The 24926-nt window shown below is 41.1% G+C and carries 23 protein-coding genes; 5 read left to right on the top strand and 18 right to left on the bottom strand.

Annotation, left to right across the window (positions count from 1 at the left end; all coding sequences use genetic code 11):
• Positions 1-35 precede the first annotated feature (35 nt).
• On the bottom strand, positions 36-2231 hold the full coding sequence (locus ACHSBP_RS14495; RefSeq protein ID WP_395389281.1) for a fasciclin domain-containing protein: 2196 nt from the start codon (positions 2229-2231) through the stop codon (positions 36-38).
• 242 nt (positions 2232-2473) lie between these two features.
• On the opposite strand from ACHSBP_RS14495, the gene ACHSBP_RS14490 reads away from it, so the two are divergent.
• Positions 2474-3685 carry an EAL domain-containing protein gene (locus ACHSBP_RS14490; protein WP_105172758.1) on the top strand — a complete coding sequence of 404 codons (1212 nt, stop codon included), beginning with the start codon at positions 2474-2476 and terminating at the stop codon, positions 3683-3685.
• A gap of 71 nt (positions 3686-3756) precedes the next feature.
• Positions 3757-4545, top strand: coding sequence for a hypothetical protein (locus ACHSBP_RS14485; protein ID WP_100915380.1), 789 nt, complete (start codon positions 3757-3759; stop codon positions 4543-4545).
• Positions 4546-4580: 35 nt separating this feature from the next.
• Here the strand turns inward: ACHSBP_RS14485 and ACHSBP_RS14480 are convergent, their stop codons facing one another.
• The gene (locus ACHSBP_RS14480) at positions 4581-5426 is read right to left on the bottom strand and encodes a hypothetical protein (RefSeq protein WP_100915379.1); all 846 of its coding nucleotides are present in this window, start codon (positions 5424-5426) and stop codon (positions 4581-4583) included.
• A 469-nt stretch (positions 5427-5895) separates the two neighbouring features.
• Here ACHSBP_RS14480 and ACHSBP_RS14475 point away from each other — a divergent pair, with 469 nt between their 5' ends.
• A complete protein-coding gene (locus ACHSBP_RS14475; protein WP_100915378.1) occupies positions 5896-7479 on the top strand; it encodes an ATP-binding cassette domain-containing protein in 1584 nt (527 codons plus the stop codon).
• Positions 7480-7535: 56 nt separating this feature from the next.
• Complete coding sequence (locus tag ACHSBP_RS14470) at positions 7536-8003, top strand: phosphate-starvation-inducible PsiE family protein (protein ID WP_010558950.1); 468 nt, start codon at positions 7536-7538, stop codon at positions 8001-8003.
• Between the two features lie 84 nt (positions 8004-8087).
• Here the strand turns inward: ACHSBP_RS14470 and ACHSBP_RS14465 are convergent, their stop codons facing one another.
• A complete protein-coding gene (locus ACHSBP_RS14465) occupies positions 8088-8576 on the bottom strand; it encodes a GNAT family N-acetyltransferase (protein WP_100915377.1) in 489 nt (162 codons plus the stop codon).
• Positions 8577-8675: 99 nt separating this feature from the next.
• Here ACHSBP_RS14465 and ACHSBP_RS14460 point away from each other — a divergent pair, with 99 nt between their 5' ends.
• Positions 8676-9587 carry a LysR family transcriptional regulator gene (locus tag ACHSBP_RS14460; RefSeq protein WP_100915376.1) on the top strand — a complete coding sequence of 304 codons (912 nt, stop codon included), beginning with the start codon at positions 8676-8678 and terminating at the stop codon, positions 9585-9587.
• A 207-nt stretch (positions 9588-9794) separates the two neighbouring features.
• Here the strand turns inward: ACHSBP_RS14460 and ACHSBP_RS14455 are convergent, their stop codons facing one another.
• From ACHSBP_RS14455 to ACHSBP_RS14385, 15 genes are all read right to left on the bottom strand, one after another.
• Positions 9795-12893: an efflux RND transporter permease subunit gene (locus tag ACHSBP_RS14455; protein WP_395389277.1), complete on the bottom strand. Its 3099-nt coding sequence runs from the start codon at positions 12891-12893 to the stop codon at positions 9795-9797.
• On the bottom strand, positions 12893-14002 hold the full coding sequence (locus ACHSBP_RS14450; RefSeq protein ID WP_010558954.1) for an efflux RND transporter periplasmic adaptor subunit: 1110 nt from the start codon (positions 14000-14002) through the stop codon (positions 12893-12895). The genes ACHSBP_RS14455 and ACHSBP_RS14450 overlap by 1 nt, the downstream gene beginning before the upstream one ends.
• A 21-nt stretch (positions 14003-14023) precedes the next feature.
• Entirely contained in the window at positions 14024-14749 is a 726-nt protein-coding gene (locus tag ACHSBP_RS14445; protein WP_010558955.1) for a TetR/AcrR family transcriptional regulator, read from the bottom strand.
• Positions 14750-15114: 365 nt separating this feature from the next.
• The gene (locus tag ACHSBP_RS14440; RefSeq protein WP_395389274.1) at positions 15115-17283 is read right to left on the bottom strand and encodes an ATP-binding protein; all 2169 of its coding nucleotides are present in this window, start codon (positions 17281-17283) and stop codon (positions 15115-15117) included.
• A complete protein-coding gene (locus ACHSBP_RS14435) occupies positions 17280-17990 on the bottom strand; it encodes a response regulator (protein ID WP_010558957.1) in 711 nt (236 codons plus the stop codon). Before ACHSBP_RS14435 ends, ACHSBP_RS14440 begins: the two co-directional genes overlap by 4 nt.
• Positions 17991-18021: 31 nt before the next feature.
• A complete protein-coding gene (locus ACHSBP_RS14430) occupies positions 18022-18639 on the bottom strand; it encodes an HrpE/YscL family type III secretion apparatus protein (RefSeq protein ID WP_395389272.1) in 618 nt (205 codons plus the stop codon).
• A complete protein-coding gene (locus ACHSBP_RS14425) occupies positions 18618-19289 on the bottom strand; it encodes a SctK family type III secretion system sorting platform protein (RefSeq protein ID WP_010558959.1) in 672 nt (223 codons plus the stop codon). Before ACHSBP_RS14425 ends, ACHSBP_RS14430 begins: the two co-directional genes overlap by 22 nt.
• Complete coding sequence (gene sctJ / locus ACHSBP_RS14420) at positions 19282-20034, bottom strand: type III secretion system inner membrane ring lipoprotein SctJ (RefSeq protein WP_395389270.1); 753 nt, start codon at positions 20032-20034, stop codon at positions 19282-19284. The genes ACHSBP_RS14425 and sctJ overlap by 8 nt, the downstream gene beginning before the upstream one ends.
• Before the next feature lie 3 nt (positions 20035-20037).
• Positions 20038-20361, bottom strand: a complete 324-nt coding sequence (gene sctI, locus ACHSBP_RS14415; RefSeq protein ID WP_010558961.1) for a type III secretion system inner rod subunit SctI — start codon at positions 20359-20361, stop codon at positions 20038-20040.
• On the bottom strand, positions 20361-20732 hold the full coding sequence (locus ACHSBP_RS14410; RefSeq protein ID WP_395389268.1) for a hypothetical protein: 372 nt from the start codon (positions 20730-20732) through the stop codon (positions 20361-20363). The genes sctI and ACHSBP_RS14410 overlap by 1 nt, the downstream gene beginning before the upstream one ends.
• Positions 20732-20992, bottom strand: a complete 261-nt coding sequence (gene sctF, locus ACHSBP_RS14405) for a type III secretion system needle filament subunit SctF (RefSeq protein ID WP_395389266.1) — start codon at positions 20990-20992, stop codon at positions 20732-20734. Before sctF ends, ACHSBP_RS14410 begins: the two co-directional genes overlap by 1 nt.
• A 67-nt stretch (positions 20993-21059) precedes the next feature.
• Complete coding sequence (locus ACHSBP_RS14400; protein WP_395389264.1) at positions 21060-21263, bottom strand: hypothetical protein; 204 nt, start codon at positions 21261-21263, stop codon at positions 21060-21062.
• Positions 21264-21273: 10 nt separating this feature from the next.
• A complete protein-coding gene (sctD, locus tag ACHSBP_RS14395; RefSeq protein WP_395389262.1) occupies positions 21274-22563 on the bottom strand; it encodes a type III secretion system inner membrane ring subunit SctD in 1290 nt (429 codons plus the stop codon).
• On the bottom strand, positions 22560-24356 hold the full coding sequence (gene sctC, locus ACHSBP_RS14390; RefSeq protein ID WP_395389259.1) for a type III secretion system outer membrane ring subunit SctC: 1797 nt from the start codon (positions 24354-24356) through the stop codon (positions 22560-22562). The genes sctD and sctC overlap by 4 nt, the downstream gene beginning before the upstream one ends.
• Positions 24337-24747 (bottom strand): hypothetical protein, encoded by a 411-nt coding sequence (locus ACHSBP_RS14385; RefSeq protein ID WP_010558967.1) that lies wholly within the window; start codon positions 24745-24747, stop codon positions 24337-24339. Before ACHSBP_RS14385 ends, sctC begins: the two co-directional genes overlap by 20 nt.
• Positions 24748-24926 lie beyond the last annotated feature (179 nt).

The following is a 24926-nucleotide window of genomic DNA, read 5'->3' as shown; positions in this document are numbered from 1 at the left end:
AGGGGCTTTTCAGCCCCTTAAACACGAAGGGAGTGTTAATTTAGGGTTTCAGTGATTACGGTATCAATCACATGAATCACACCGTTGGTAGTGTAAATATCGATTGTCACGACGTTTGCACCTTGTACTTGCAGCGCAACTTGCGGCAGTGACACTTTCCACCATAGATTATTTACGCCGTCACCTTTACTTTCACCCGGTGCCATATCTTGCGCATAAAAATATAACGGGCGTCCCATAAAGGCTGCTTGTTTAGTACCGTCACTACGTGTAATAACGCTTAAACCTTGAATGTTATCCACCATACCATCATCGACTAATACTGGCGGCCAAGCGTCTTTGCAACCATCAACGCAAGTACTTGTCGATTGCCCTAAGTCGTTATCGAAAACATACAGAGTATTTCCGGCGTTTGTTGAACCTGCGCCGCCTACAAGCATTTGCATTTCGGCGTTATAAGCAACTTCGTCACTTGCTGTATTGGACGTGCTAGCATAATTAACTAAATCTACGCTAACATCTTCCATCGCTAGCGTGTTTACGGTTTTACCATTAGCTGCATAAGCACTAACTGAGTCAATTTCGCCGTCAATAACGTGTTGTAGTAACACGTTTGTAAGAGCAGTATTGTCAGCTAGTAGCGCAGATAATGCGTCGTCTGGGATTTTATCAAACGCAGTATTAGTTGGCGCGAATACCGTGTAAGACTTAGTTTCATCAGCGAGTGCATCGACTAAATTTGCAGCTTGTAACGCAGTCACTAGGGTTGTAAAGTCAGGATTGGATACGGCAACCTCAACGATGTTCTGAGTCGGTTCGCCTTTCATTGATGGAGGTAAAATGACTTGGTCAACCACGTGAATTACGCCATTACTTGCTTCAACATTGGCAGCAGAGACTTTAGACGCATTTATGTACAAGTCAGAGCCTGAAAGTGATAAGGCGGCCATTTGAGTGTTTGCCATAGTCACCTTATTATTTTCACTATTCGCAACAGCTACGGCGCCATCCGACATTACTTTCGCATCAGCAATAACGTGGTAGAGTAATACATTTTTTAGCGCTTCTGTATCGGCAAGTAGGGCATTTAATGTACTTTCAGGAAGTTGTGCAAATGCAGCATCTGTTGGTGCAAAAACGGTGTAAGTTGCAGATTCGTCTGCAAGTACTTCAGCAAGATCCGCGGCAGCCGCGGCGATTAATAATGTGTTGAATGAACCTGCTTGTGAGGCGACATCAACAATATTGCCAACAGGCTCAGGCACACTTACATCACCCACAATAACAGCATCAATTACGTGAATAATTCCGTTGGTAGTGTAAATGTCTTTGGTAACAACTTTAGCACCGCCGAACATCAGTGAATCTGTTTCTGAGTTGATTGATACAGGCAATTTAGCACCAGAAGCTGTTTCAGCTTCCATACCGTTTAGGGTAAATGCAGTAACAGAGTCAACTTCACCCATCACAACATGCTGCAACAAAATACTGCTTAACACATCGGTATTTGCAAGTAATGTATTAATGGTTTCTTCACCAAGCATTGCAAAAGCATCATCAGTTGGTGCAAATACCGTATACATTTTCGACTCATCAGCGAGCACTGCATCTAAATTTGTTGCTTGTAAAGCCGCAACGAGCGTATTGAAAGTACCTGCTGCAACAGCGGTCTCAACAATATTTGCCGTTGGCATACCTTTATCTGTTGGGGGCATTAACACAGCATCAATAACGTGAATTATACCGTTGTCTGCCATTATGTCGGTTGCTGTAACAGTTACTGTGTTGACCAGCAAATTATCACCGTCGAGCGATAAACCCACCGAATCACCGTTAACCATGGTTACTTTTGATCCTGCACTTGATACTGCCGTTGCCGCATCAACTTTGTCTGCAATAACGTGGTATGTGAGAATATCAGAAAGCGTGTCTGTATCGGCTAACAGTGCTTCAACAGTGCCCTCAGGTAACAGCGCAAATGCAGCGTCGGTAGGCGCAAATACGGTAAAATTGGCATCAGTATTTGCAAGCGTTTCGTCAAGACCCGTTGCTTCAAGCGCAGCGATAAGAGTTGTAAAGTTGCCATCGCTCACTGCAACGTCGACCACTGTTGTTGGTGTGGCAACAGGCACTGTTGGCGTTTCCACTTTATGATCGTCGTCATCGTCGTTACACCCAGTTACTACAAGCGTTGATGACACTAAAAGTGCTATTTTTAATAAATTTCTCACCTTGTTTATCCTTTTTTTTGATAATTAACTGGCGAGATTTTATACGGGTTAAAAATTTAACTAGATCAAATTAATGTGATGTTTCGGTTTTGTTAATCATTTTTATGAATAAACTAAACGAAAAATGTCATACTATTTGATGTCAATTTGACGATTAAATTTTTGTAATCTTTCAGTTTGTTACTAGACTTAAAAAGGAAAGGGTTGGCGTCAAAGATGTTCTTACTTGCAAGGAATGCGACATGCATAAAAATTTGATTAAAATTGCGATTGTTGACGATTCGAAAACCATGTTGTTAACGTTAAAAGCAATGCTCAATGGCCTTGGCTATCAAAATACCGAGACCTTTTCTTCTGCGCGTCTTGCATTTGACGAAATCAAAAAAGATAGTTCAGCTTATCACTGCGTATTAACTGATTTAAATATGCCTGAATTAGACGGTATGGCATTTATTAGGCAGTTAGGTGAAATTGGCTTTAATGGCGGTGTGGCAATTGTTTCAGAAATGGATGAGCGTGTTATCTCGCTGGCCGCTGACCTTGCTAAAATTCATAAAGTGCGGCTTATTGGCAATTTGTCAAAGCCAGTTAGCGTTAAACAAATTGAAATGGTGTTAGACCGGCTAAAAACACTCAATGTTGTTAAAATGCAAACCTTGCAATACCTTTCTGAACAAGAACTGATAGAAGCCATTGAAAACCAGCAAATTGAACCTTACTACCAACCTAAAATTAACAGCCAAACTAACCGCGTCGACAGTTTGGAAATTCTTGCAAGAATCGTAAAGCCTGGTCGTATTGACGCCATTTTACCGCAACATTTTTTGCCGACTGCTGTATCACTTGGCATCGAAAATATTATTACGTTTCAGCTTGTTGAAAAAGCCGCACGGCATTATTGCGAGTTGCAGGTGATTTTTGACCACGATTTTAAACTGGCCATTAATTTATCACCCAAACAAATGCAAGATTCATTTTGCGCCGAGCAAATGGCGACCATCTTGTGTGTAAATGGTTTAGAGCCAAGCCAATTTATTATTGAAGTAACCGAAGAATATGCGTTGCGTACGCCTGAACAACTGGAAACGTTAAACCGCTTGCGCATGCATGGTTATGGTATTGCGCTTGATGATTTTGGTACGGGATTTACCAATCTAAATCAGTTAAGAACCTTGCCGTTTACCGAGATTAAAATAGACAGATGTTTTATTTCGAGTATTCGTGATGATAAATTTTCTCAGGTAATTGTTAAGTCGCTTATCGATATTGCAAAAGAGCAAAAGGTAGAGCTCGTTGCGGAAGGCGTCGAAGATATTGAAGACTTAGAATACTTGCGCCAAAGTGAAATTGGCATTTTGTTACAGGGCTTTTTTATCTGTCGGCCAAAACCCATTAATGAAGTTGTGCGTTGGTACAGCAAATGGAAACAAATCTCCGAAAAATCTATCTCTTAAAGACAAACTGCGTTAGCGTAAGTGTGTAAATAGTAAACTAAGACGATTTTTAGTCTTTAAGGATGAAGCGCATGAAATACCGCATTCTCAGTACATTTCTTGTACTAAGCTCATTTACTGCCACAGCTAACAATTCCGCTGATATCGCCAAAAAATTACAAAATCCTGTTGCCGATATGATCAGTGTGCCAGTGCAGTTTAATTACGACCGGAATATTGGCCAGAACGAGCAAGGTGAACGTTGGTTAACTAATGTTCAGCCTGTTGTACCGTACGATTTAAACGATGATTGGAATTTAATCTCTCGCACAATTATTCCCATAGTAAGTCAAGACTTTGGCTCGTTTCGTGAAGTCGGCATTGGCGATATAGTTCAAAGCTTTTTCTTTTCACCTAAACAACAAACCGACAGCGGCTGGATTTGGGGGGCAGGGCCTGTTTTAATGTTTCCGAGTGCCTCTGAGCCTATGTTTGGTAGCGACAATTGGGGAATAGGCCCAACGGCGGTACTGCTTAAACAAAGTGATGGCTGGACTTTTGGTGCATTGGCAAATCATATTTGGGGTTTTGGTGCAGATAAGGACCAAGGCCAGACGGATGTAAATGCCACTTTTATTCAACCGTTTATCGGTTATACATGGCCAAGTGCAACCTCGGTATTCTTAAACAGCGAAACAACAATCGACTGGGAAAATGATGTAGAGTCGGTACCAATCAATTTGGTTGCCAGTCAAGTGATAACCATCGGAGATAATGTATTTAGCCTTGGTGCAGGCTTGCATTACTGGGCAAAAGGCCCAGAAAATGGGCCTGATGGAATGGGCGCGCGAATTATGATTACCTGGTTAATTCCGCAATAACCAATCTAAAAATGTAAAATTTTTGCATGGTACGGTTAACGAATCACCATCCAGTGTTTCACTTTTTCATTTATGTAGCCGCTTTGTCGATACGCTTTATTGATTAAACCGCGGCTTCGCAATTCTTTTAAGCCCCGTTGCACACAGTCAAATATTTCTGAGTTGCCCGCGGCTTTTGATACAACAAAATGCCTGCTACCGGGGAGCTTAACTTTCAATCCATGAATTGGTACAAAGGTTTCATTGTCTTGTGAAAAACTCAGGTCGTCGGTGTTGTAAAATGTCGCAAGCATAACATCGCTTCGGTCTTTCACAATCATATCTGTCATTTGTGTAAATTGGCTTACGCTATCTAAGTGAGCAAAACCAATTGCCGACATTATTCGCCAATCAATTTGCCAGTTTTTATTGGAAATTGCGTTTAGGCGTTGTAAGCCAAATTTGTCATTTACCTGACGTGCGCGTGTATTGTTTTGATGTACATAAAAACCTGCCTCGGCTTCACCATCACGTAATAACGGCCTTGAAATATAGAGATTATCTTTAATGGGCAGAGCGTCGCTTAGCCAAACTCCGGTAATGCTTAAATCAAGAAGTCCTTGTTCGAGCAGACGCAAGCGACGTTTATAGTGATCTGCTTGTACTAATTCAATGTCGCCACGAAACCCGCCAAAGTGAAGCGCTTGTAACAACAATACTTGCTCAACAACATCGCGATACGCAAACTCGCCTGAGTAATCATCTATACTGCTAATTTCGCGACCCGCAATAAATTGTTCAACATGTTTTTGGCCTTCTAGCTGAACACCAATTCTAAGAGTTTCTTTTGCCCCAAGCGAACACGTATACACGATGCTTAAAACAAAAACCCAATATCGCATTTTAAATCCTTTAAAATTTAAACTACTCGTAATTCGAGTTGTATTTGATTAATTTATATCGTTTTTTGGTTAAGTTGGCTTAACTTCAGTTTATTTTTGAAAGGTCCATTAGGGAGGTAGAAAAGTCCCTGTGCAATAATCGCGCAATATACCTGTGCTTTGTTTAAATATCAATGTGTTGAAGGCTGATAATAACGTTATTTTCTGCGCTTTTTCGTTTCGTATTGCTGATTACTTGCGCGTTTTGTCGTTTTAGGGCAAAGTGAACCTACTTTTCTTATTGGAGCAAGCGCCGACATGAATAACTAACTCCCCAAACAATTTTAACTTTCTGTTTAATGTTAGGGATTAGTAGGCGTTGCTTTGCCAATTTTTCACTGAAAATCAATATTGACGCTAAGTACAATAGTGCTTAGACGTTTCTCGCAGGTGATGCTGATCCCTTTTACTTGGGTAAAAGGATGGTCTTATGCCACATATTTCGATTTCAAATTTTTCATACAGCGTAGCGCAAAAACACATTTTAAAAAATGTATCTCTGCAACTAACACCTGGCGTTTACGGCTTAGTGGGTAACAACGGTAGCGGTAAGTCGACACTTATAAACGCAATAGCAAAGCTTGATGGTTGTAATAACACGATTAAAGTCACTGGCAAAACCGCTATTTTTTCACAGCTCAATGCTATGCCAAATTGCTCGGTTGCAGGCTATTTTGGTATTGCCGATAAACTAAACGCGTTGTCGCGCATCAATGGGGGCAGCATCGACGTTAACGACTATCAAACGTTACAAGATGATTGGCATTGCGAGCGAGATACAATAGCACTGTTGATGACACTTGGATTACCAAAAGACCCGTTCTTATCGTGTAATAAATTAAGCTATGGGCAGCTAGCTCGTTTAATGCTACATCGGTGCTTTAATAGTGATGCAGATATTATATTGTTGGATGAGCCAACCAATCACCTCGACCTAAATGCCAGAAGATGGTTAAGCGGCCAAATAAAAGCCTTTAGGGGCATTGTGGTTATGGCAAGTCACGATGAAAATCTATTGGATCACAGCACTCGTACATTGCACGTAATTAATGGTACGGTAAATGAATACGGTGTTGGCTATCATCAATTTAAAGTACAGTTTAATGCAGAACAAAAAGCACTAAGAGCGAAACAAGAGCACATTAAACGCGAGCAAACGCAATTTAAGCGCATTGCACAGCTAAGCTTAGAAAAAGCACATCAGCGTGCGGCCCAGGGCAAGCAAAAAAGAACATCGGGCAGTCAGCCTAAAGTGTTACTCGATAGTAAAAAAGAAGGTGCGGCCAAATCCCATAGTCGGCAAGTGAAATTGCAAAACGCGCGCATTGATACATCAAATAAAATGTTGCGTGCGGTATGCGATGATCAGGTATTAAACGAACCAGTCACATTCCACATGGCCGATATAAACACTCATAAAAATAAGGTACTGGTTAATATAAGCAACTGGCAATGTGAGTTTAATCATCATCCACCACTGAACGCTACCATTAAACAAACAAGTCGTGTTTGGCTTCAAGGCCGTAATGGTTCAGGAAAATCTACCTTACTTAAAAACATAGCGAACCTGAGTAAGACAAACCTAACAGTTAATAGTAATTGCGATGTGATTTATCTTGAACAAAACTGTCGCTGGCTCGATCAATACAGTGATGTACTGACCGCAATTATGGCTTTGACAACACAGATAAGTGAACAAACCGCGCGTACCTTACTTGCGTCTGCTGGGTTTCGAGGCGATAGCGTTTTTTTACCTGTTGAATCACTAAGTGGCGGCGAAAAAATGAAGCTGGCGATGCTATGCGTAAGCCACGCAAAAAAAGACGCGTTATTGCTACTTGATGAACCTGATAATCATTTGGACATCGCTGCAAAAAACGCATTGGCGATTTCGTTAAAAAACTATCCAGGCGCGTTTATATTAGTGAGTCACGACACCCAGTTTGTTAAGCAAATTGGGGTGAATATGCGCCTTGATATTAATTCTGGCCGTGCTATTGAAGAACACGCATAAACGTGTAAAGTTCAATAAGTTATCATTGTTAAATTTTACCGCATTAAGGAGATGCAATGGAAAAGCATGATAGTGGCTTTGATGAAGCAAGTTATGATGATAAAGCGATCCGTTTTAGCCATACTGTTATTCGCTTTTGCGTAAAAATACTCGCAATTTTAATGACGTTGCTCATTATTTGGGGGGTGTTAGATGTTGTCTACGTGATGTATATGAAATTGAGTTCACCGCCTTATTTCTTGTTATCAATTAGTGACATTCTCGCAGTGTTTAGCGCGTTTTTGGCTGTATTGATTGCAATTGAAATCTTTATCAACATAGTTATGTATCTGCGTGACGATGTAATACACGTTAACTTAGTAATCGCGACAGCATTAATGGCGATAGCGCGAAAAGTAATTGTACTCGACTTTACAAAACTGGCCCCTGAATACATTTGGAGCACAGCAGGCTTAGTACTTGCGCTTGGCGTTACCTATTGGTTGATTGCAGTAAAGGATAAGAAAAAAGCCAGCTTATTGTAACGTAATAACAGCTGGCTTGTTAAAGTGAAAGCGGCATATTTAAGTCGCTTTCACTCTTATCTATTCATGCGTAACGCTTTGGTTTTAAGATTTTCCGTTTTCAGCAAACTTCGCTAACGTTTTACCACTCATACGATAGCCAATCCACTCATGCTGAGGCTCGGCGCCAAGTGACTCATAAAATTCACGCGATGGGGTATTCCAATCTAAGCAACTCCATTCAAAGCGACCACACCCTTTTTCAACAGCAATTTGTGCTAAATGCTGAAGTAACGCAATGCCCGCGCCTTTGCCACGGTATTCAGGTGATACGTACAAGTCTTCTAGATATAAACCTGGTTTTGCAAGCCAGGTTGAATAGTTGTAAAAGAATACGGCAAAGCCAATGGCGTGACCGTCTAATTCGCAAATTAAACCATAAACACCAGAGTGCTCAGAAAACATGCTCTGTTTGATGGTCTCGGGCGTTGCTAATACTTCGTGCTCTGCCTTTTCGTATATTGCTAACTCTTTAATAAAGTGCAAAATTGTATCGACATCGCTTAGTGTTGCCGGGCGAATGGTTAAGCTCATAGAAACCTCATCGTTTAAACTTTTTTGCTAGTGTAAGATTAACGCGTTAATGAAACCAGTGCATAATAATCATAAATACATGAAAGGTGCTCATGGTATATGAATCTAAAACAGTTTGATCTGAATTTACTTATTTTATTTCATAAACTCTACATAACGGGCTCGGTTAGCCAAGCCGCAGATGAAATGTGTATTAGCCAGTCTGCATTTAGTCACGCCTTAGCACGCTTGAGGAAAAGCCTGAACGACCCACTTTTTATTCGTGAAAACAATTATATGCAACCAACAGAGCGCGCGCATTTGTTAGCCCAACATATAGAAAAAGCGCTGCCGCTTATTGAACAAGGCTTAAGTTGTGTTACGCCTTTTGAACCGTTAACAAGCGAAAAAACCTTTCGTATTGCTGCAACCGATTTTTCAGAATTTTGTTTACTACCCAAATTAACCAAGCACTTTGCTACCGTTGCGCCTAAGGTTAAATTACAAGTGTTGCCTGCAAGCCCGTTGCCCGTTAAGCAGCAATTATCACAAGGTGATTTGGATTTTGTCCTTGGCTTTCAACATCAAGATAGTGAAATGGAAGGGGTTAGGCACTTAACCTGGCTAAGTGATGAGTATGTAACTGTGACGTGTAAGCATAATACGCATGTTCAACATCAAATTACGCTTGAACAATTTTTGGCGCATAAGCATATTTTAATCGCACCGTGGGGTGAGAATGGCGGTGTGGTTGATCATGTGCTTGCAAGCTTAGATTTGGCCCGTGAAATTAGCTGCCAACAGGCAAGTGTGTTGGTTGCGCCGTATTTAGTGCCAAACAGCGAATATGTACTAACCATGCCTAAACGCATAGCAACCTTAGTGGCTGATAAATTACAATTACAGGTGCTTAAGCCACCAATTCATATTCCAAATTACCATTTACAGTTGTATTGGCATTTATCGAAATCAAATAATGCAGCTATTAACTGGTTTGTAGGTGAAGTTGAAACGTTATTTATTGAATCGTGATGTAATACCAATTCACTTAAGTAGCTGATCATCCTAGCGGGCTAAATATCATGCTAACTGCGTTAGAATTTATCAATGTAGAACAAATACATAAGAAAAATTCCGCCTTGTTACCAATTCTTTCATCCAGCGCTATCCCTGATCACAAACTTAACAGAGTTGGTATAAGCTAAAAAAGCCAGTCAGGGCTGCTGACTGGCTTTTTTATTAAAGGCTTGTTTGAAATTGCGTATGAGATAACGCTTCTTCTGTTTCCATTTCGCCGCGATGATCTTTTGCTATTTTTTCATAAAGTAGCGGAAGCACCACTAAGGTAAAGAAGGTACCAATCAACATTCCGGCAACCAAAATAATACCAATGCTATTGCGCGCTTCAGCGCCTGCGCCTGTTACGAGTACCAATGGGAAGTGACCGAGTACGGTTGCACCTGTGGTCATTAAAATTGGGCGTAAACGTGTAGCGGCAGCGCCTTTTACAGCGTCTAGTTTAGATTTACCTTCAAGCTGTAAATGATTCGCAAATTCAACAATTAAAATACCATTCTTTGCAATCAATCCAATTAATGTAATAAGGCCAATTTGGCTATAAATATTCACCGTTGTGAGTGATAGAAATGGCAACATGAGTGCGCCAGCAAGTGCTAAAGGCGCACAGCCAAGCAGCACAACAAGTGGGTCGCGGAAGCTATTAAATTGAATCGTCAGCAGGAAGTAAACCACAATCATTGATACTAACAGTACGCCAACCATAGTATTACCTTCTTTACGAAGTTGGCGTGATTCACCTGCATAATCAATAGAATAATGCTTTGGTAAAACGTCAGCTGCTATTTGTTCAATAGTGCTTAAACCTTGCTCTTTGGTGATATGAGGTAAAACACCCGCTAAAATTCTAAATGAACTTTGTTGGTTAAACGAGCCCAATACGCGCGGGCTGGTAAATGTGCGTAATGTCGCAAATGACGACACAGGAATAAGTTCGCCACTACCAGTGCGTATTTTCATATCGAGAATATTTTCAGGGTTATAGCGCTCATTATCGCCAACAATTGGGATCACGCGATAGGCTTTGCCATCTTTATTAAAATAGTTAACAAAGTTGTTCGACATTAAAATGCTCAGCTGATCATTCACCGATTGTAAATTTAACCCTAAATCGGCGATTAATTCGCGGTCGATTTCTAGCTCTGCCTGCGGTAAGTCGATTTTTAGGTCGGTATTTATAAACATAAAGCTGCCGCTGGCGTTTGCTTTTGCAATAATCTCGTCGGCGTATTGCTTCATAGTTTCTGGCTTATCATTCGCGCGCAATACAACTTCAACGTCAAACTGTCCTGCGGTAGGCAATGACGCTGGCAGAATTGGGAACAAGCTTAAGCCCGTTACACTGCCTAGTCGACCGTAAAGGTCAAATAGTAAGTCGTGTACCGAGTTTTCGCGTTCTTCATATGGCGCAAGTTCAACGCCACCAAAACCGGCTGCCGCAGTAATAATTTGCCAGGTAAACTGACCACCTTCGGTCGCATTCATTACCTCAGCGGTATCATTCATTTTGCTTGAAGTATACGCCTGCGATGATTCAGGCGGCGCTTCAACAACTACTTGAATACTGCTTTGATCTTCAATTGGTGCGAGCTCTTTTTGTGATAAAAGGTAGAAAGGTGCCGATAACAATGAAAACACAATAGCGACGAAGAACACTTGAGCACGCCAGTTAAATAGGGTGTCTAATGCGTTAAAGTAGAAATTTTGTAACTTATCAAAGTAGCAATTTACTTTTTTCGTCAGTTTACTTTCTTTACCACCTTCGGCGTTAACCCACGCACTCATAATGGGCGATAAAGTAACGGCAACAACACCGGAAATAAGTACCGCAATGGCAAGGGTAAACGCAAACTCTCTAAATAAGAAACCCGTTAAACCAGTTAAAAAGCCAATGGGGGCGTATACTGCCGCAAGGGTTAAGGTCATGGCGATTACTGGCACAAGTAATTGACGTGAACTAATGAGCGCAGCTTGCCAGCGAGGTCTACCTTCGCGCATATGACGTGCTACGTTTTCAACGACCACAATGGCATCATCTACTACAAGGCCAACGGATAACACAATTGCAAGAATTGTCAGCAAGTTAAGTGAAAAACCAACCACATAAATAACGGCAATCGCACCTAAAATTGAAATAGGAATGGTGATAAGTGGCACCATAGCCGTTCTAAATGAGCCCATCATGGCAAGGACCACAATGCCAACGAGCAGTACGGTTTCACCCAGCGTGGTAAAAATTTCTTTAATCGAATCACGCATGTAGAGCGTACCATCGTAACCGATTTCAATGTGCATACCGTTTGGTAATACTTCGTTGATTTGATCTAGCTTTTTATAAAGTGCATCACCAATAACAATTTCGTTAGCGCCTGGCAGCGCCCAAACTGCTAAAAATACCGTATCGTGATCATCTAAACGCGCTGTTACCATGCCTTCGGCTTCGCCAATTTCGACGTTGGCGATTGTACCAAGACGAAGTTGCACACCGTCACTTTCTTTTACGATGAGGTTTTCAAAATCAGCTACGCTTTTTAGCGATGTATTAGCCATTAAATCAATGCGTTGACGGTTGTTTTCACTGTAGCCTAATGTTGCTATGGTGTTGTTAGCTTGCAGTGCTTGAAACACATCTACGGCACTCACGTTATAAACAGCGAGTTTATCGGTATCAAGCCAAATGCGCATAGCGGGATCGCGACCGCCTTCAAGGGTTACTTTTTGCACGCCATCAATATCGCTCATTTGCGGCACAATGTTACGGGTTAGGTAGTCACTTACTTCGCTACGCGGTAAACCTTGCGATTGTACATCCAGATAAAAAACCGCGTACGGACTATCGGCACGTACAATTTGAATTGCCGGATCTTCAGCGCCCGTTGGCAATTCAAACTTGATTTGGTTTAATTTAGTCGTGAGCTCTGCTAAGGCATCTGTTGTATTGTGGTTTAGTTCAAGCCAGGCAGTTACTTTACTAAGGCCTGCAGTGGTAATTGAATCAACGTAATCTACGCCTGGAACCGTAGAGGTGACACGCTCAATAGGCTCGGTAACATAGCCCTTTACAACATCGGCTGATGCACCGGTGTAAACGGTATTAATGACTAACGAGGCACTTTCAATTTTCGGATATTGTTGTACCGAGATTTTTTGCGCAGCGTTAATACCCGCGAGCACAATTAATACTGACAGTACGATTGCCAATACGGGTCGATTGACAAAAATGTCCATAAAGGAGGGCTTGTTTTCGTGTAATGAACTCATTACAAGCCTCCAGTGTGCGTTGTATTTTCAGCCGTTTCTGTAGTGTAAACCAAGAGGTTTTCTTTTAGTTTAAACGCACCTTCACTGGCAATAAACTCACCGGCATTTAAACCACTTAAGATTAATTGTTGATCTTGGATTTTATCACCTAGCTCTACTTTAATTGGCTTGGCGCGCCAATTTTGTTTATCGTCTTTCTCTAATTTATAAACAAAATCACCGAAGTGGCTGCGTGTTACTGCATTGGTCGGTACTGCTACTGCGTCAATCACTTCAATTGGCACAAACACACTCACCATTTGGTTGTGGTGTAACTGCTTATTTTGGTTGTTTACAATGGCACGATAGCTTTGTTGGCGCGAATTTACGTCGATATTTGGCGCAATAGCAATCAGTTCAGCTGTTAATGTGGTGTCGGATTTTTGCTGCTTTACCGGTGTAACGCGTAGGGCATCACCAATGGCTAAGCGTGGTAGCGTTTGTGGTACAGCAAAATCAATCCAGATATTGTCATTTAAGCCAACCAAAGTAGTGATTTGGCTATTTGCATCAAGTAATTGGCCGACTTGATATTGCGTTAAGCCAACGCGACCAGCAAACGGCGCTTTAATGTTTTTTTTGTTAATAACTGACGTTAAATTAGCCACTTCAGCGTTAGCGACATTGACATTAGCCAGCGCTTTATCCACTTCATCTTGGCTAATGCGCTTTTGCGATAACAATTTTTCAACACGTGATAGGGTTGATTCCGCAAGGGTGAGGCGTGCTTTTGCGGCACTTAAATTAGCTTCTTCGATACTGGTGTCTAGTTTTAAAAGCAACTGATCTTTTTCAACTATATCACCCGGCTTAAAACCTACTTTGGTAATATTGCCAGCATATTCATTGCTTACGGTTAGTGTATTCGGTGCTTGCACTTGGCCAATAACTTTTACGGTTTTAATGTGCTGGGTTGACTGAGCATAGGTACTTTTCACCGATGCGGAAGGTTCAGGAAATGATTCGGCAAAGGCAATCATTGCTTGAATTTGACTAAACTTGGCAAAGCCTAGTCCCGAGACAACAACAAGTATAAGGATAATGGCTGCGAGCCAGCGTTTAATTTTCATACTATCTCCGTTTGTATTGCATTAACGCAATGTTAATTTCTTTAATTCGTTTTCAATGGTGACAAGTGAGTCATCATCGATGGGTTTCTTCCATGGGTAACTATTAAGCAAACGCACTGTGCTTCTAATAATAGGATGATTAAGCGGCAATGGCTCAAGTAATGAGTCTGTGCCTTCGACAATTTCTTGCGTTTGTTTAACCCGTTGTACTTGCTCAAAGCCAACCGTTATAGCCCAGCCACTAATGAGTATTTCTTCAATCACTTCGCTTAGGTTAGGCACATTTTGCAGCTCGCCCGCACTGATGCCATCGGAAAGGGCTAATTTAAAACCTTGTTCACAACAGTTACAGGCGTCGATCATTTTTTCAGTCCAACGACTTGAAGCGCGCTGAATAACCGCTTTATTGGTAGAATAAGATTGCAGCTCGTAATCAAATTCGAAGCGTTGCATGGCTTTAGGGGATATCAAACATACCGCGAGCATTTTCTCTGGCGTTGATAAAGGTAAGCTAAGCACACGTTCAAATACCTTTGATACGTGATCAAATGATTGATAGGCAAGCGCAAGCACAATATCTTCTTTGCTCTGCACGAACTTGTATACAGAACCCATAGAAAGCCCGGCTAAACGCGCGACCTTAGCCATCGTAAAGTCGGTAACTGACGACTCGTTAATACACTGTTCTGCGGCATTTAAGATCATTCTTTCCTGCTCTTGCAGGCTATATTTTGGTGCTGGTGCCATTACTAAACCTCTTGCTCATTTTCTTTGGTAACGCCATTCGAATAATATTCGAATGGCGTTATTCTAATTCAGCAAAGGTTAATGTCAATGAAAAATACGTAATATTTGAATGGTCGAATATCGTATTAATCGTGTAGGTTTATAACTACTTTAACTTAGTTCAAAAACGCTGCGTGAAACAATTAGGCAGTGTTGTTTTTTATGGCGTTTTGGTTTGTTAAACAACAATGGTCGCAAAAGTAGGTGATAAGAATGGATTAACTGACAAGTCAGTTAGTTGAGTGACAATAATGAATGTAACCGTTGATACTAGAAAGTGGGCTTGCCAAAACGCGCTAATGTGTAGCGCGTTGGCCAGCTCGATTTTAGTGTAAGGGCAGTGTAATTTGAATACATAATCCGCCACTTTTTCCCTGTTTGGCAATAATGCAGCCGTTGTGTAATTCAATTAAGCTTTTACAAATAGATAAACCTAAACCTAAACCACCCGTGGCACGACTTCGCGACTTCTCAACTCGATAGAGACGATTAAACAAGTGTTCGATATCCTCAAGTGATACACCTGGGGCAGTGTCGTCTACTTGAATAAACAGATTATTCTGGTCATTTCGTGCTTTTAATCGAATAAAACCAGGCACTGATGTGTAGCGAATCGCATTACTAAATAAATTATGGAAAACCTGTTGGATACGGTTGATATCAAGGTCAACATCAAGTGTCTCGTCAAGTTGAATATCAAGCTTAAGCTCAAGGCCTACTTTTTCAATAAGTACACGGTTATCAGTAATAATGGCATTAAGTAAGTTGTGTGCGTTAATTTTAACCTTATTTAAGGTTAGTACCATCGAATCAGCTTGCGATAGTTGGTCGATATCAGACACCAAGTGACTTAGTTGCTCAATCTTTGCATTTAAACGGTTGTGAGCGAGTTCAGTATCTGGTTCTAAGTTATATTGCAGTGCCTCAATTTGTAATTTTAGTACACTAAACGGTGTACGTAGTTCGTGGCAAATATCTGAAAGCATTTGGTTTTTGTGGTCAATTGCAGCTTCTTTTAATCGAGCTTGCGCTTGTGCCATCTGCTTTTTCTTAATTTGCGAGTAAATCAAAAGGCTAAATAGTAGAAAAACAATTAACGCTAAAGTGATGCCGAAATATTGACGATATTGCATTACTTCAAGATCACTTTGCTGCTTTTCATTTTCAAGTTCTAAATCTTTTACTTTTAACTGTTCAGAAAACTTAGCAAGCTCAGAATTCATTTCATCCCGGTATGCTTTCAATTTTTCTTCAGCGCGTGCTTGCTCGGTATTGTGCAGTATTTTTAGATGCGAGTAGGCTTGCTGATAATTTTCTATGTTGTAATTCGCTTTTGCTAGAATTTTTTGCTTTCTAACCATGTATGTTGGGCTAATCGTATCACCCGGCAGCATTTCAATAAGCTCTATCGCTTTTTGGTTTTGATTAATCGATATGTAAAGCTCAGCAAGCGGTGGTATAACGTTATTCTTGGTGATGGGGTTATCGATTGTTAAAGCGTTATCGGCGCTTTTATTTGCAATTTCAAGCGCTTGGTCTAGTTTACCTTGTTTCATCAAGATACGTGCTTTTCGCATAAACGCCACTGCTAATTGCTGCTTATTTTTTCCTTTCTCTGCCAATTCGATAGAGCGGTTTAAATAGGTTTGTGCTTGACCGTTGTCACCAAGTAACAAATAAATACTTGAAATGCGGTTAAGAGAGTAAATGATATTATTAATGTCGCCAGACGCTTCATCAAGTTTTAACACGCGCTGAGCAAACGTTAAGGCCAAATCTAATTCGTGCAGTTGCATATAAACCGCAGTGATATTAAACAATATATCGGCAAGTAAAATAGGGTTGTTACCACTTTCAATGCTTGGTAATGCTTGCTTATAAAGCTCTAATGCTTCGTTGTATTTGTTCTGCCCTTCATAAATAACCCCTTTATTCATGGTAATTCTTGACGCTTGCAACGGATCACCGCTTTGCTCTGCATAAGGTAATGCTCGTTCATAATATTCCAAGGCTTTGTCCAACAAACCAAGATTGCGATAAAAGATGCCTTGACGCGTATATACTTCACTCATTCGAGAGATGAAATTATGATTCTGCGCCAATGTGATGGCGGTAGTTTGGATGTCCGATGCCAACTGCACATCGCCTTTTCGATAAGCTTCGTCAGCTAGGGCAATGTAAACAATTATCTGTAACTCTGGCGTGCTAGACCAAAGATTATGTTGTTTTACATACCTTATTTCTTTGCTAAACGCGTCATATTCGCCTTGTTTTAAATAACCTTTGAGAATACTTTCTGTAGCGGCCGTAAATGCAGTTATATTTGATTCCAATTCTGCGGTATTGCGCAGTTTATTTAAGCTTGTGTGCTGATTGGGGACTTCAGCAATACTTGTAATTTCCTTTAGCAACTGGTTTGCTGAAACTGGCCAAACAACAATAAAAAGAGCGGCTATAAATAAGGTAGTTATACGTATGGACGCGGCATGTTTCATGATGCTTTCTCGATATAGCGATAACCTACACCATATACTGATTCAATTGCTTCGTAATCTAGCCCAAGTAACGATAATTTTTTTCGCACATTACGAATATGGCTATCGACCGTACGGTCACTGATTTCACGATACGAATCGTAAACTAACTCAATGATTTGTTCGCGATTATAAATCCGGTTAGGGTGCGATATTAGTAAGTTTAATAAGCTGTACTCGACAAATGTGAGCTTTTGCTGTTGTTCACCGTAACTGATTTTTAGTTGTGCTTCATCGAGTTGCAAGCTTTGAGTAGTTATGGCGGAAACCTGATTTTCAACTGTTGTAGGTGCGGGGGGTGTATTCACCCGGCGCAATATTGCTTTAATTCTGAGCACCAGCTCGGGGCCAGAATAGGGCTTGCAAACATAGTCATCTACACCAGTTTGTAAACCTATTAAACGGCTGATTTCGTCAGTTTTTGCGGTCACCATAATAATTGGCACATCACTAAATTGGCGAATTTGATTGGTTAGGGTCACGCCATCGACACCGGGTAACATCACATCCATTAAAATAAGATCTGGCATGTTGTTATTAACATAATCCATTACAGTATCGCCGGTTTTAAGCCACTTTGTTTGATAGCCAGACGCCTCGATAAAACGAATTAAGATTTCGCCGAGATCTTCGTCATCCTCAATTAATAGAATTGTTTGTTTGAGCATAGGTGTTAAATATATCCGTTAGATTGGCAAATTATACGTGATCTTCGCTTAAAAGCAGAGATTCAATTGCAGCAATTTGGTTTTCAATGGTCGCATCAATCACGCCTACTTGGGTTTCAAGTAAACAGCCCCCAGCATCTACTCGCTGATCTGCAACAACGTCAACATAGCTTGTTTCAGGGAATTGTTTCAAAAGGATTGAAAGCTTTTCTTTTACAGAGTCGACTAAGTTTGGGTTTACACGTAACGTTACTTTTCGCTGGTTTGTCACTGTACTCAGTGCTTTTTTAGCCATTTCAAGGGTGAGTTCAGTGTCATCAAATTCACTGACAAGCTGTGACATACCCGCCATAATCAGCTCGGCAATTCGTGGCGTTTGAGAAGTAAAATACTGATGGCATTGCTCCACGGTTTGCAAAAGTAACTGAGCTTGTTGCTGTTTTGCTTGTTCCATACCGTGTGCAAAGCCTAACGCCTGCTGGTTTTTATACTCACGCTCTGCGTTTGCAATAATATCATTGGCTTTTTTCTGAGCTGCTTCAACGACATCTTGCGAACCTAAGTAATGATTATAGTCAACGGCTTTTAGCACTTTAGCGCCACTGACTAATTGCAGCTTATCCGCTTTTATTTCAGTAAATTTGAACATGGTGGGTCTATCTCAATGGCTAATTTACGAATAAGTAAGATGGTTTTACGACAAGTTTCTTTTGAGAGGACGATTTGTTTTTCGTTAGTCATATGCTCAGGTGATAAAATAAAACACAGTAACTGAAAATGACTCTCGTCATCACAAATTTGCTTAAACACTGACAACCCTTTCTCAATGAAATTGGGTAAATTTGTCGATGAATTCAACGTGATATCTTCAACCAACAACTCTTTTGGAAAGTCGCTTAACATAAAAGGGATTTTTTGTGTCACTATTTGGCATGCGTTACAGCCAATTTGTTGATCTATCGTGTGTTTAATCTGTTTGCTTATCAACTTTTTCAATGACGGTTGAAAACATGATAGGCCCAACACACCAATCACTTGCGTAATCAATTCACGTTCAAGCAACAAAAATTTAGATAAAGGCGAGCTAAGCTCTGTGTCAAACGTGCCGGGAATGCTTAATTGTTCCGCGAGAAACTGGTTGGTTTTAACACACTGATGATCAACTGGAAAATCAGCAGGGATCACCTTTTCAATCCATTGTGGGTGTAACCAGCGTAATGGTTGATACAGTTTAGCGATGATCGCGTCGGCATGCTGACTTTCAAGCATCGCAGCAAAGTGATGTTTTTGATTAACCATTTCGCTGCTGTCGTTCGTAGATTTCTTTCGCTGTGCCACTTAGCTTTTCAAAGCGTAAGCCAATAATTAACAGTACGGCAGCGGCAATTAACCAAGGTCCTAAATCTTTGAACTGTTGAATAATACCAAGACTTACATCGGTACTGGTTTTTGCTATGGGGTTAAATGTTGCAACACTGGGGAATAGAATAACTGCGATATTTTCGTATTTTAGTCCGCCCACCGAATTAGCAACCATTTGTTTAATTTGTGGAATATAGGCATCCAGGCTGATATTGCTGGAATGCTTAATAAATACTGAGGCTTTGGCCAGATTGGTGTCTGATTTGGCTTTTTTGGTGCCATCTTGTTCTGGTAATACCAAATGAACGCGCGCCGTTAACACACCATCGATATTGGACACCGTTGCTGCTAAGTCTTGCGACACCGCATAATTGTATCGCGCCGACTCCTCAGTAGGCGTCGAAATCAGTCCACCTTCAGGAAAGACATCACTTAATGTGGCAAATTTATCTCGCGGATAAGAGTTACGAGAGAGGATTTCAATGGCGTTCGATAATTGGTTTTTATCAACACGCAGCTTAACTGTACCTTTTTTGTCGGCAATTTTTTCCGCATCTACGCCCTCAACCAACAATAATGCAAGCATCTCGTTTCCCTGCTTTTCATCAAGGCCCGAGTAAAGGTCGACTTTGCACCCTGTTAGTACAAGGCAGGCAAGTAACACTGATATAAACCTATTCATTAATTATTGCGCCTTAATTAATGCTTCAACATTTTGTGTTGTTTTGGTAACGCCTTTGCTTATCAACTCTTGCTGTAATGTCACTTGCATCAGTTCCATTTGTACCTGGAGCAGTTTTTGAGGAGATAAATCAGTTAAGTTACTTAAACTCAGCTCAACGCTGTCAGCACGGGATGACACTTCAGCTTTCATTTCGCCTAGAGCGTCTAAAAACTGTGCGCTTAAGCCTTCCATTTCTGCCATAGAAGGTGCCGTAGGTAACGTATAATCTTGCTGTCCTTGTAATGAGTCCATTGAAACAGCGGTGATTTGGTTAATAGCGTCCATTAATAAGTTACTCCCATACCATTGAGTACTTCTTTTGCAAGTGCATGTGCTTCTGGTTCAATTGCTTGTGATAACACATCTCGTGCATAGGCTTCGGCATTTACATTAAATCCCCATGTCCAATACACCATGGCCAATAATGCATGTGGAATCGCAGGAGCTTTATTCTCACACCATTTTGAAAGCGCTTGTGCAGCCTCTGGAAATTGTCCTCGATTAAATAAATTTAACGCGGTTGTAGTTACCGCAATCTGTTCGCCCGATTTCGATAATCGTAATGCAGCAAATATATGTTCGGCTTCACGCGTTAGGCCCGAATTTGAGCCTAACACGCCGATATCTGCCAATAGCTTGATATCTTGAATATCCATTAGCCCATCTTCTGTACTATGGTTGACATGGCATCTTTAATAGATTTTTGTACTGTGGCGACGAGGCTCATTACAACTGAATACTCATTCACAGAGGCTTGAAAGTTTGCAAGCTTAGCTGGGTTATTAGGGTCTGTTTTAAGATCCTCAAGTGCTGAATCAAGTGTGCCTGCGGTGCTATCTGCAACTGTTACAAGATGACCTGATACTGTTTTTAAGTTACCTAGTGTACCGTCGTAACCTGCGTGGGTTAAAGCCATGATAAATCCTCTTTTAAAAATATAGTGCCATAACATTTTAAATCAGCTACCAAGGAAGTGATTTAGCTTACGGGTTTAAAACTTGTAATTTTGGACTTTTAACTATTTTAAGTGAGGCGTTTAACGCTTTAATCCATGCCTCTTTTTGCTTAAATTCCTGAGGTGGTAATCCTTTGGCAAGCGCAGCGACGTGAGCTGACTTTAGTGCTTCCAAATGATTAGTTAACGCTTGGCGTTGTTCTTGGTTTTTGATTTTTTCAATGAGTGTCATAGTTTATTCCTTAAATAGTGCGGCTAAAATTTATCATGTAACTTTTGTTTCCCGACTCAAGAAAGACCCCTTCACTGCTAATTGATTTTAAACGCGCACCATTAGGTAAACGGGCACCTTCAAAATAGCGTTCGCCGTTATCGAGCACAATGTAGGGGACTTTTCCGAGATTAACGGTACGAAAGCGTAAGCTTAGGTTTGGGCTATCGTCTTGTTTGATCATTGGCGCGGATAGAATTAATCGCGGGTTATTACCAAACTTGGTGGCAAACTGCTTTTTTAATTGATCAAACTCGCGCAATTGAGAGCCGCTTAGTTGGCCTACAAGTTCGATGATATCGCCGCGGTCTTCTACAATAATCTTGTCATTAAAGCTTGAGTTGACCAGTAGTTCATTTAGCTGCTCAAGGGCGGGTTTATCTTCGAGAATTTCAAGGTCAAACGCTGTTAATCCGGGAATATCTCGCTGTAATACCTGTTCGGCGCGACTCCATGCATTTAAATTATTTGAGTCAGTAACAAATACAAGGCTGCCAGCAAGTTCACCTGAACGCATTTCAATGGCATCAAGCTCGAGGTTTTTCAAAATAAACCGTGCTGCAAACTTAATCTCTTCCATGGTACGAATGTCACTGGTAAAGCGAATATTAAGTTTCTCCGCCTGCTTCAATAGTTTTTTACGTTCAAGTTTGCTATCTACATAGCCGGATAGGCTGATTTTTTGATCGACTTCGTCCCAATCGATTATTAGGTGAGGGCGACTGTCGGTTTGAAGCAGATCTTTAGCAATCGATAAATTGAGTTTTTCAGTATCTACTTCTTGGCCACTTTCTGCTTTTATATCTAAAAAAAGTAAAACTGCAGCTGTAATGGTGCCAAGTACCGCAAGCCAAATCACATTTGACAGGTGCTTGTAGGTTTTATTCATCTTGACGGGCTGTTCAGATTTACTTTGATTTACCGATGGTTTATCAAATACCGGTAATTTTTTAGGCCAAGGCTCGTTAACTTCGCCAATCATAAACCATAATTCCCCCACATTGATTGGCGTCAGTGTGGGTAAAGCGAGCGTATTATCATGGAGCACACCTTGCACCTTTACGCCCACAGTTTGCGCAAAAGGCTCACAATACACAGCGTCATCTTGGCAGTTTAGGCTCAGTAAATGCGGGGGAATATCACTGTCGTTCAGCACTAAATCCATGCTGTCTTCATCACTCCCCAAGCGTTGAGAATGCGTAAAGTTGATTTCAGCACCCTTGTATGCGGTGTTGAGAATTAGTAATTTCCATTCTTTCACAGCGCACACTCCGGCTCAGTTGCAGTTGTCGGGCAGTTATTGAGTGTTACTTGATAACCTTGGTAGCCATCAAGGTCTCGGCAGCTGCGAATAGCCGTACCGTATTGTTTTTTTTGATAGTGATTACGGCGTACACGTGCTTCAATTGCAGATTCACATGGCAAACGGTTAACCAGACTAAAAATATGACCATTATTGTTACTTAAGCGCATCAACTGTTTAATGCGTTTGTTTTCGGGCAATAACTCATAATCAATTTCTTGTGTGCCATCAGGAACGGTATGCGTTTCCATCACTTTCGGGCTTATCATAAATAAACGCACCATTTGTTGTGAATTGCTGGTATTGTTTTGAAAAAGCTTTCCGAGCATTGGGATATCCCCAACACCAGGCACTTTACCGACACCTGAGCTATTTGACTCTCGTGAATAACCGCCAATTAGTAAGCTTGCCCCTTCAGGTACTTGGGCACGTGTTGTAATTTGTGTGTTCTTAATTGATGGCAGAGAGTCAGGGCCGCCATCATCAATACGCGCACCGTCTTGAATGTTAACATCAAGGTAAATTTGACGTGGCACAGCTGTTTGAATGATGCGAGGTGTCACCTGTAACAGAGTGCCGTAAGTGATTTCTTCAAGCTCTGCAACCCGTTCGCCTTCAACACGGACAAAAAACGATTCGTTATTATCAAGTAATGCTTGCAGGCCATTTTCAGTGACAATGGCGGGGCGTGAGGTCACGCGCGCTCGGCCTTGTGTTTCGAGCAAGCTCACTGTTGCTAAAAAATCAGCATTCGTTGTCGTCAGTGTTTCAGCATCAGTGGCCCCAGCACCTGGTAAGATTAAGTCAACTAAACCTTCGCCTATTTTTATTTGCTTAGTTGCCCAATCAATGCCAATTTCAGACAATGAATTCATAGTTAAATCGATAATCACTAGGCTAATTTCAAGTTGCTCGCGCGGTGTATCGAGTTGTTCAATGAGTTGCGCATACATATCGATACGTGAACGATAATCTTGAATGATTACCGCATTCAAACTGGCGTCGGCCTGTATGCTTACTTGTGCATGGGCATTACTGGTTGCTGATTGTTCGCTCGATGAGCCATCGACGTCTTGCATTTGCACATTACCACTTTGGCCGCGACTTTCGCCATTAATCATATTCGCCAACAGTGAAGCTATACCGGGAATAATTACTTCCTCACCGCGCACTTCAAACTCCCGATCGATGGCACTTGCATGATTAAGTTTGAAAATGCGGATCACAAGTGGATCAACAAAGCCGGAATCTGAACTGTCTTGCAATAAGGCTACGGTTTCATTGATTAATTCGATATAACGTGGTGGACCAGATACCATAATCATGTTGGTATGTTGTATCGTGCGCCATTCAAAGCGCGGGTCCCACAGCTTTAAATCTTGCATTGTTTGCTTGAGTTGATTAGTTGACAGTAACTCTAAGCGGATCATCTGACTTTGCCTTTCAGCACTGCGATTTATATGCAGTGTTGCACCATCAAAATACCAAATTAAATCGTATGCACTGGCCAGGTAATCTAATGCTTTAAGGCTTGAAGCGTAACGTAAATGACCATTAAATTTTTCATCAATGGTGGAAGAGACATTGACACTAATATCAGCGTTTGAAGCAAGCGCAGTCAGTACCTTTCTAAGAGAGTCGCCTTCACCATAGTATTCAAATGGCTGTTTTGTAAGTGCGGCTTTACTCAGCACACCAAATGGCAGCAGTAAAAAGCTGATAAACAATAATCTAAGGTAAAATATACGCATGCTGTTGGCTGTGTTGAATTGGTTGAAGTTCGAGTTGTTGAATTTGCGCCACTAATTGGCAATGGCTGTTCAATAATTCAAGTAACTGCTCAAAAGAGAGAGATAGCGGTTGTGTAGTTTGTATGGCGAAGCGTTCCGACAATTGTGCGATGCTTGATTCGCTTTTTTGCCAGCCGTAAGTCCAACTCATTGCTTGTTTTAGCTGTTGTTCTTGTTCATAAGCTTGTTCACTGAAGTGATCGATGTAACTATAAAATACCAGTGTATCTTTGTAGCTTTGGATATCGACCAAAATATCTCCCAGACTCACGCTCGCAAATCCTTGTTCACTTTGACTAATGTCAATGTTTAGTTCAGTAGCAAGTTGCTTTATAAAATCGTTAATTAACATATCTCCTCCACGGTGCTTAGAGTCTCACGGTTTAAAAACATAAGTTTGTAGAGGAAGGCGCAAAATTTTATATATTGGGTAAGCTGAAAGTCGTAGCTATAAAAACTGAATTAAATTAAGCATCTCGTGCGCTGAAATACCTGCGTCGCTTCATTTTTATAATTCGGGTGTAAATTTTT

The organism is Pseudoalteromonas sp. XMcav1-K (genome assembly GCF_044005875.1).
GTDB classification, from domain to species: Bacteria; Pseudomonadota; Gammaproteobacteria; order Enterobacterales; family Alteromonadaceae; genus Pseudoalteromonas; species Pseudoalteromonas spongiae.
This window is presented reverse-complemented; position numbering and strand designations above follow the sequence as displayed.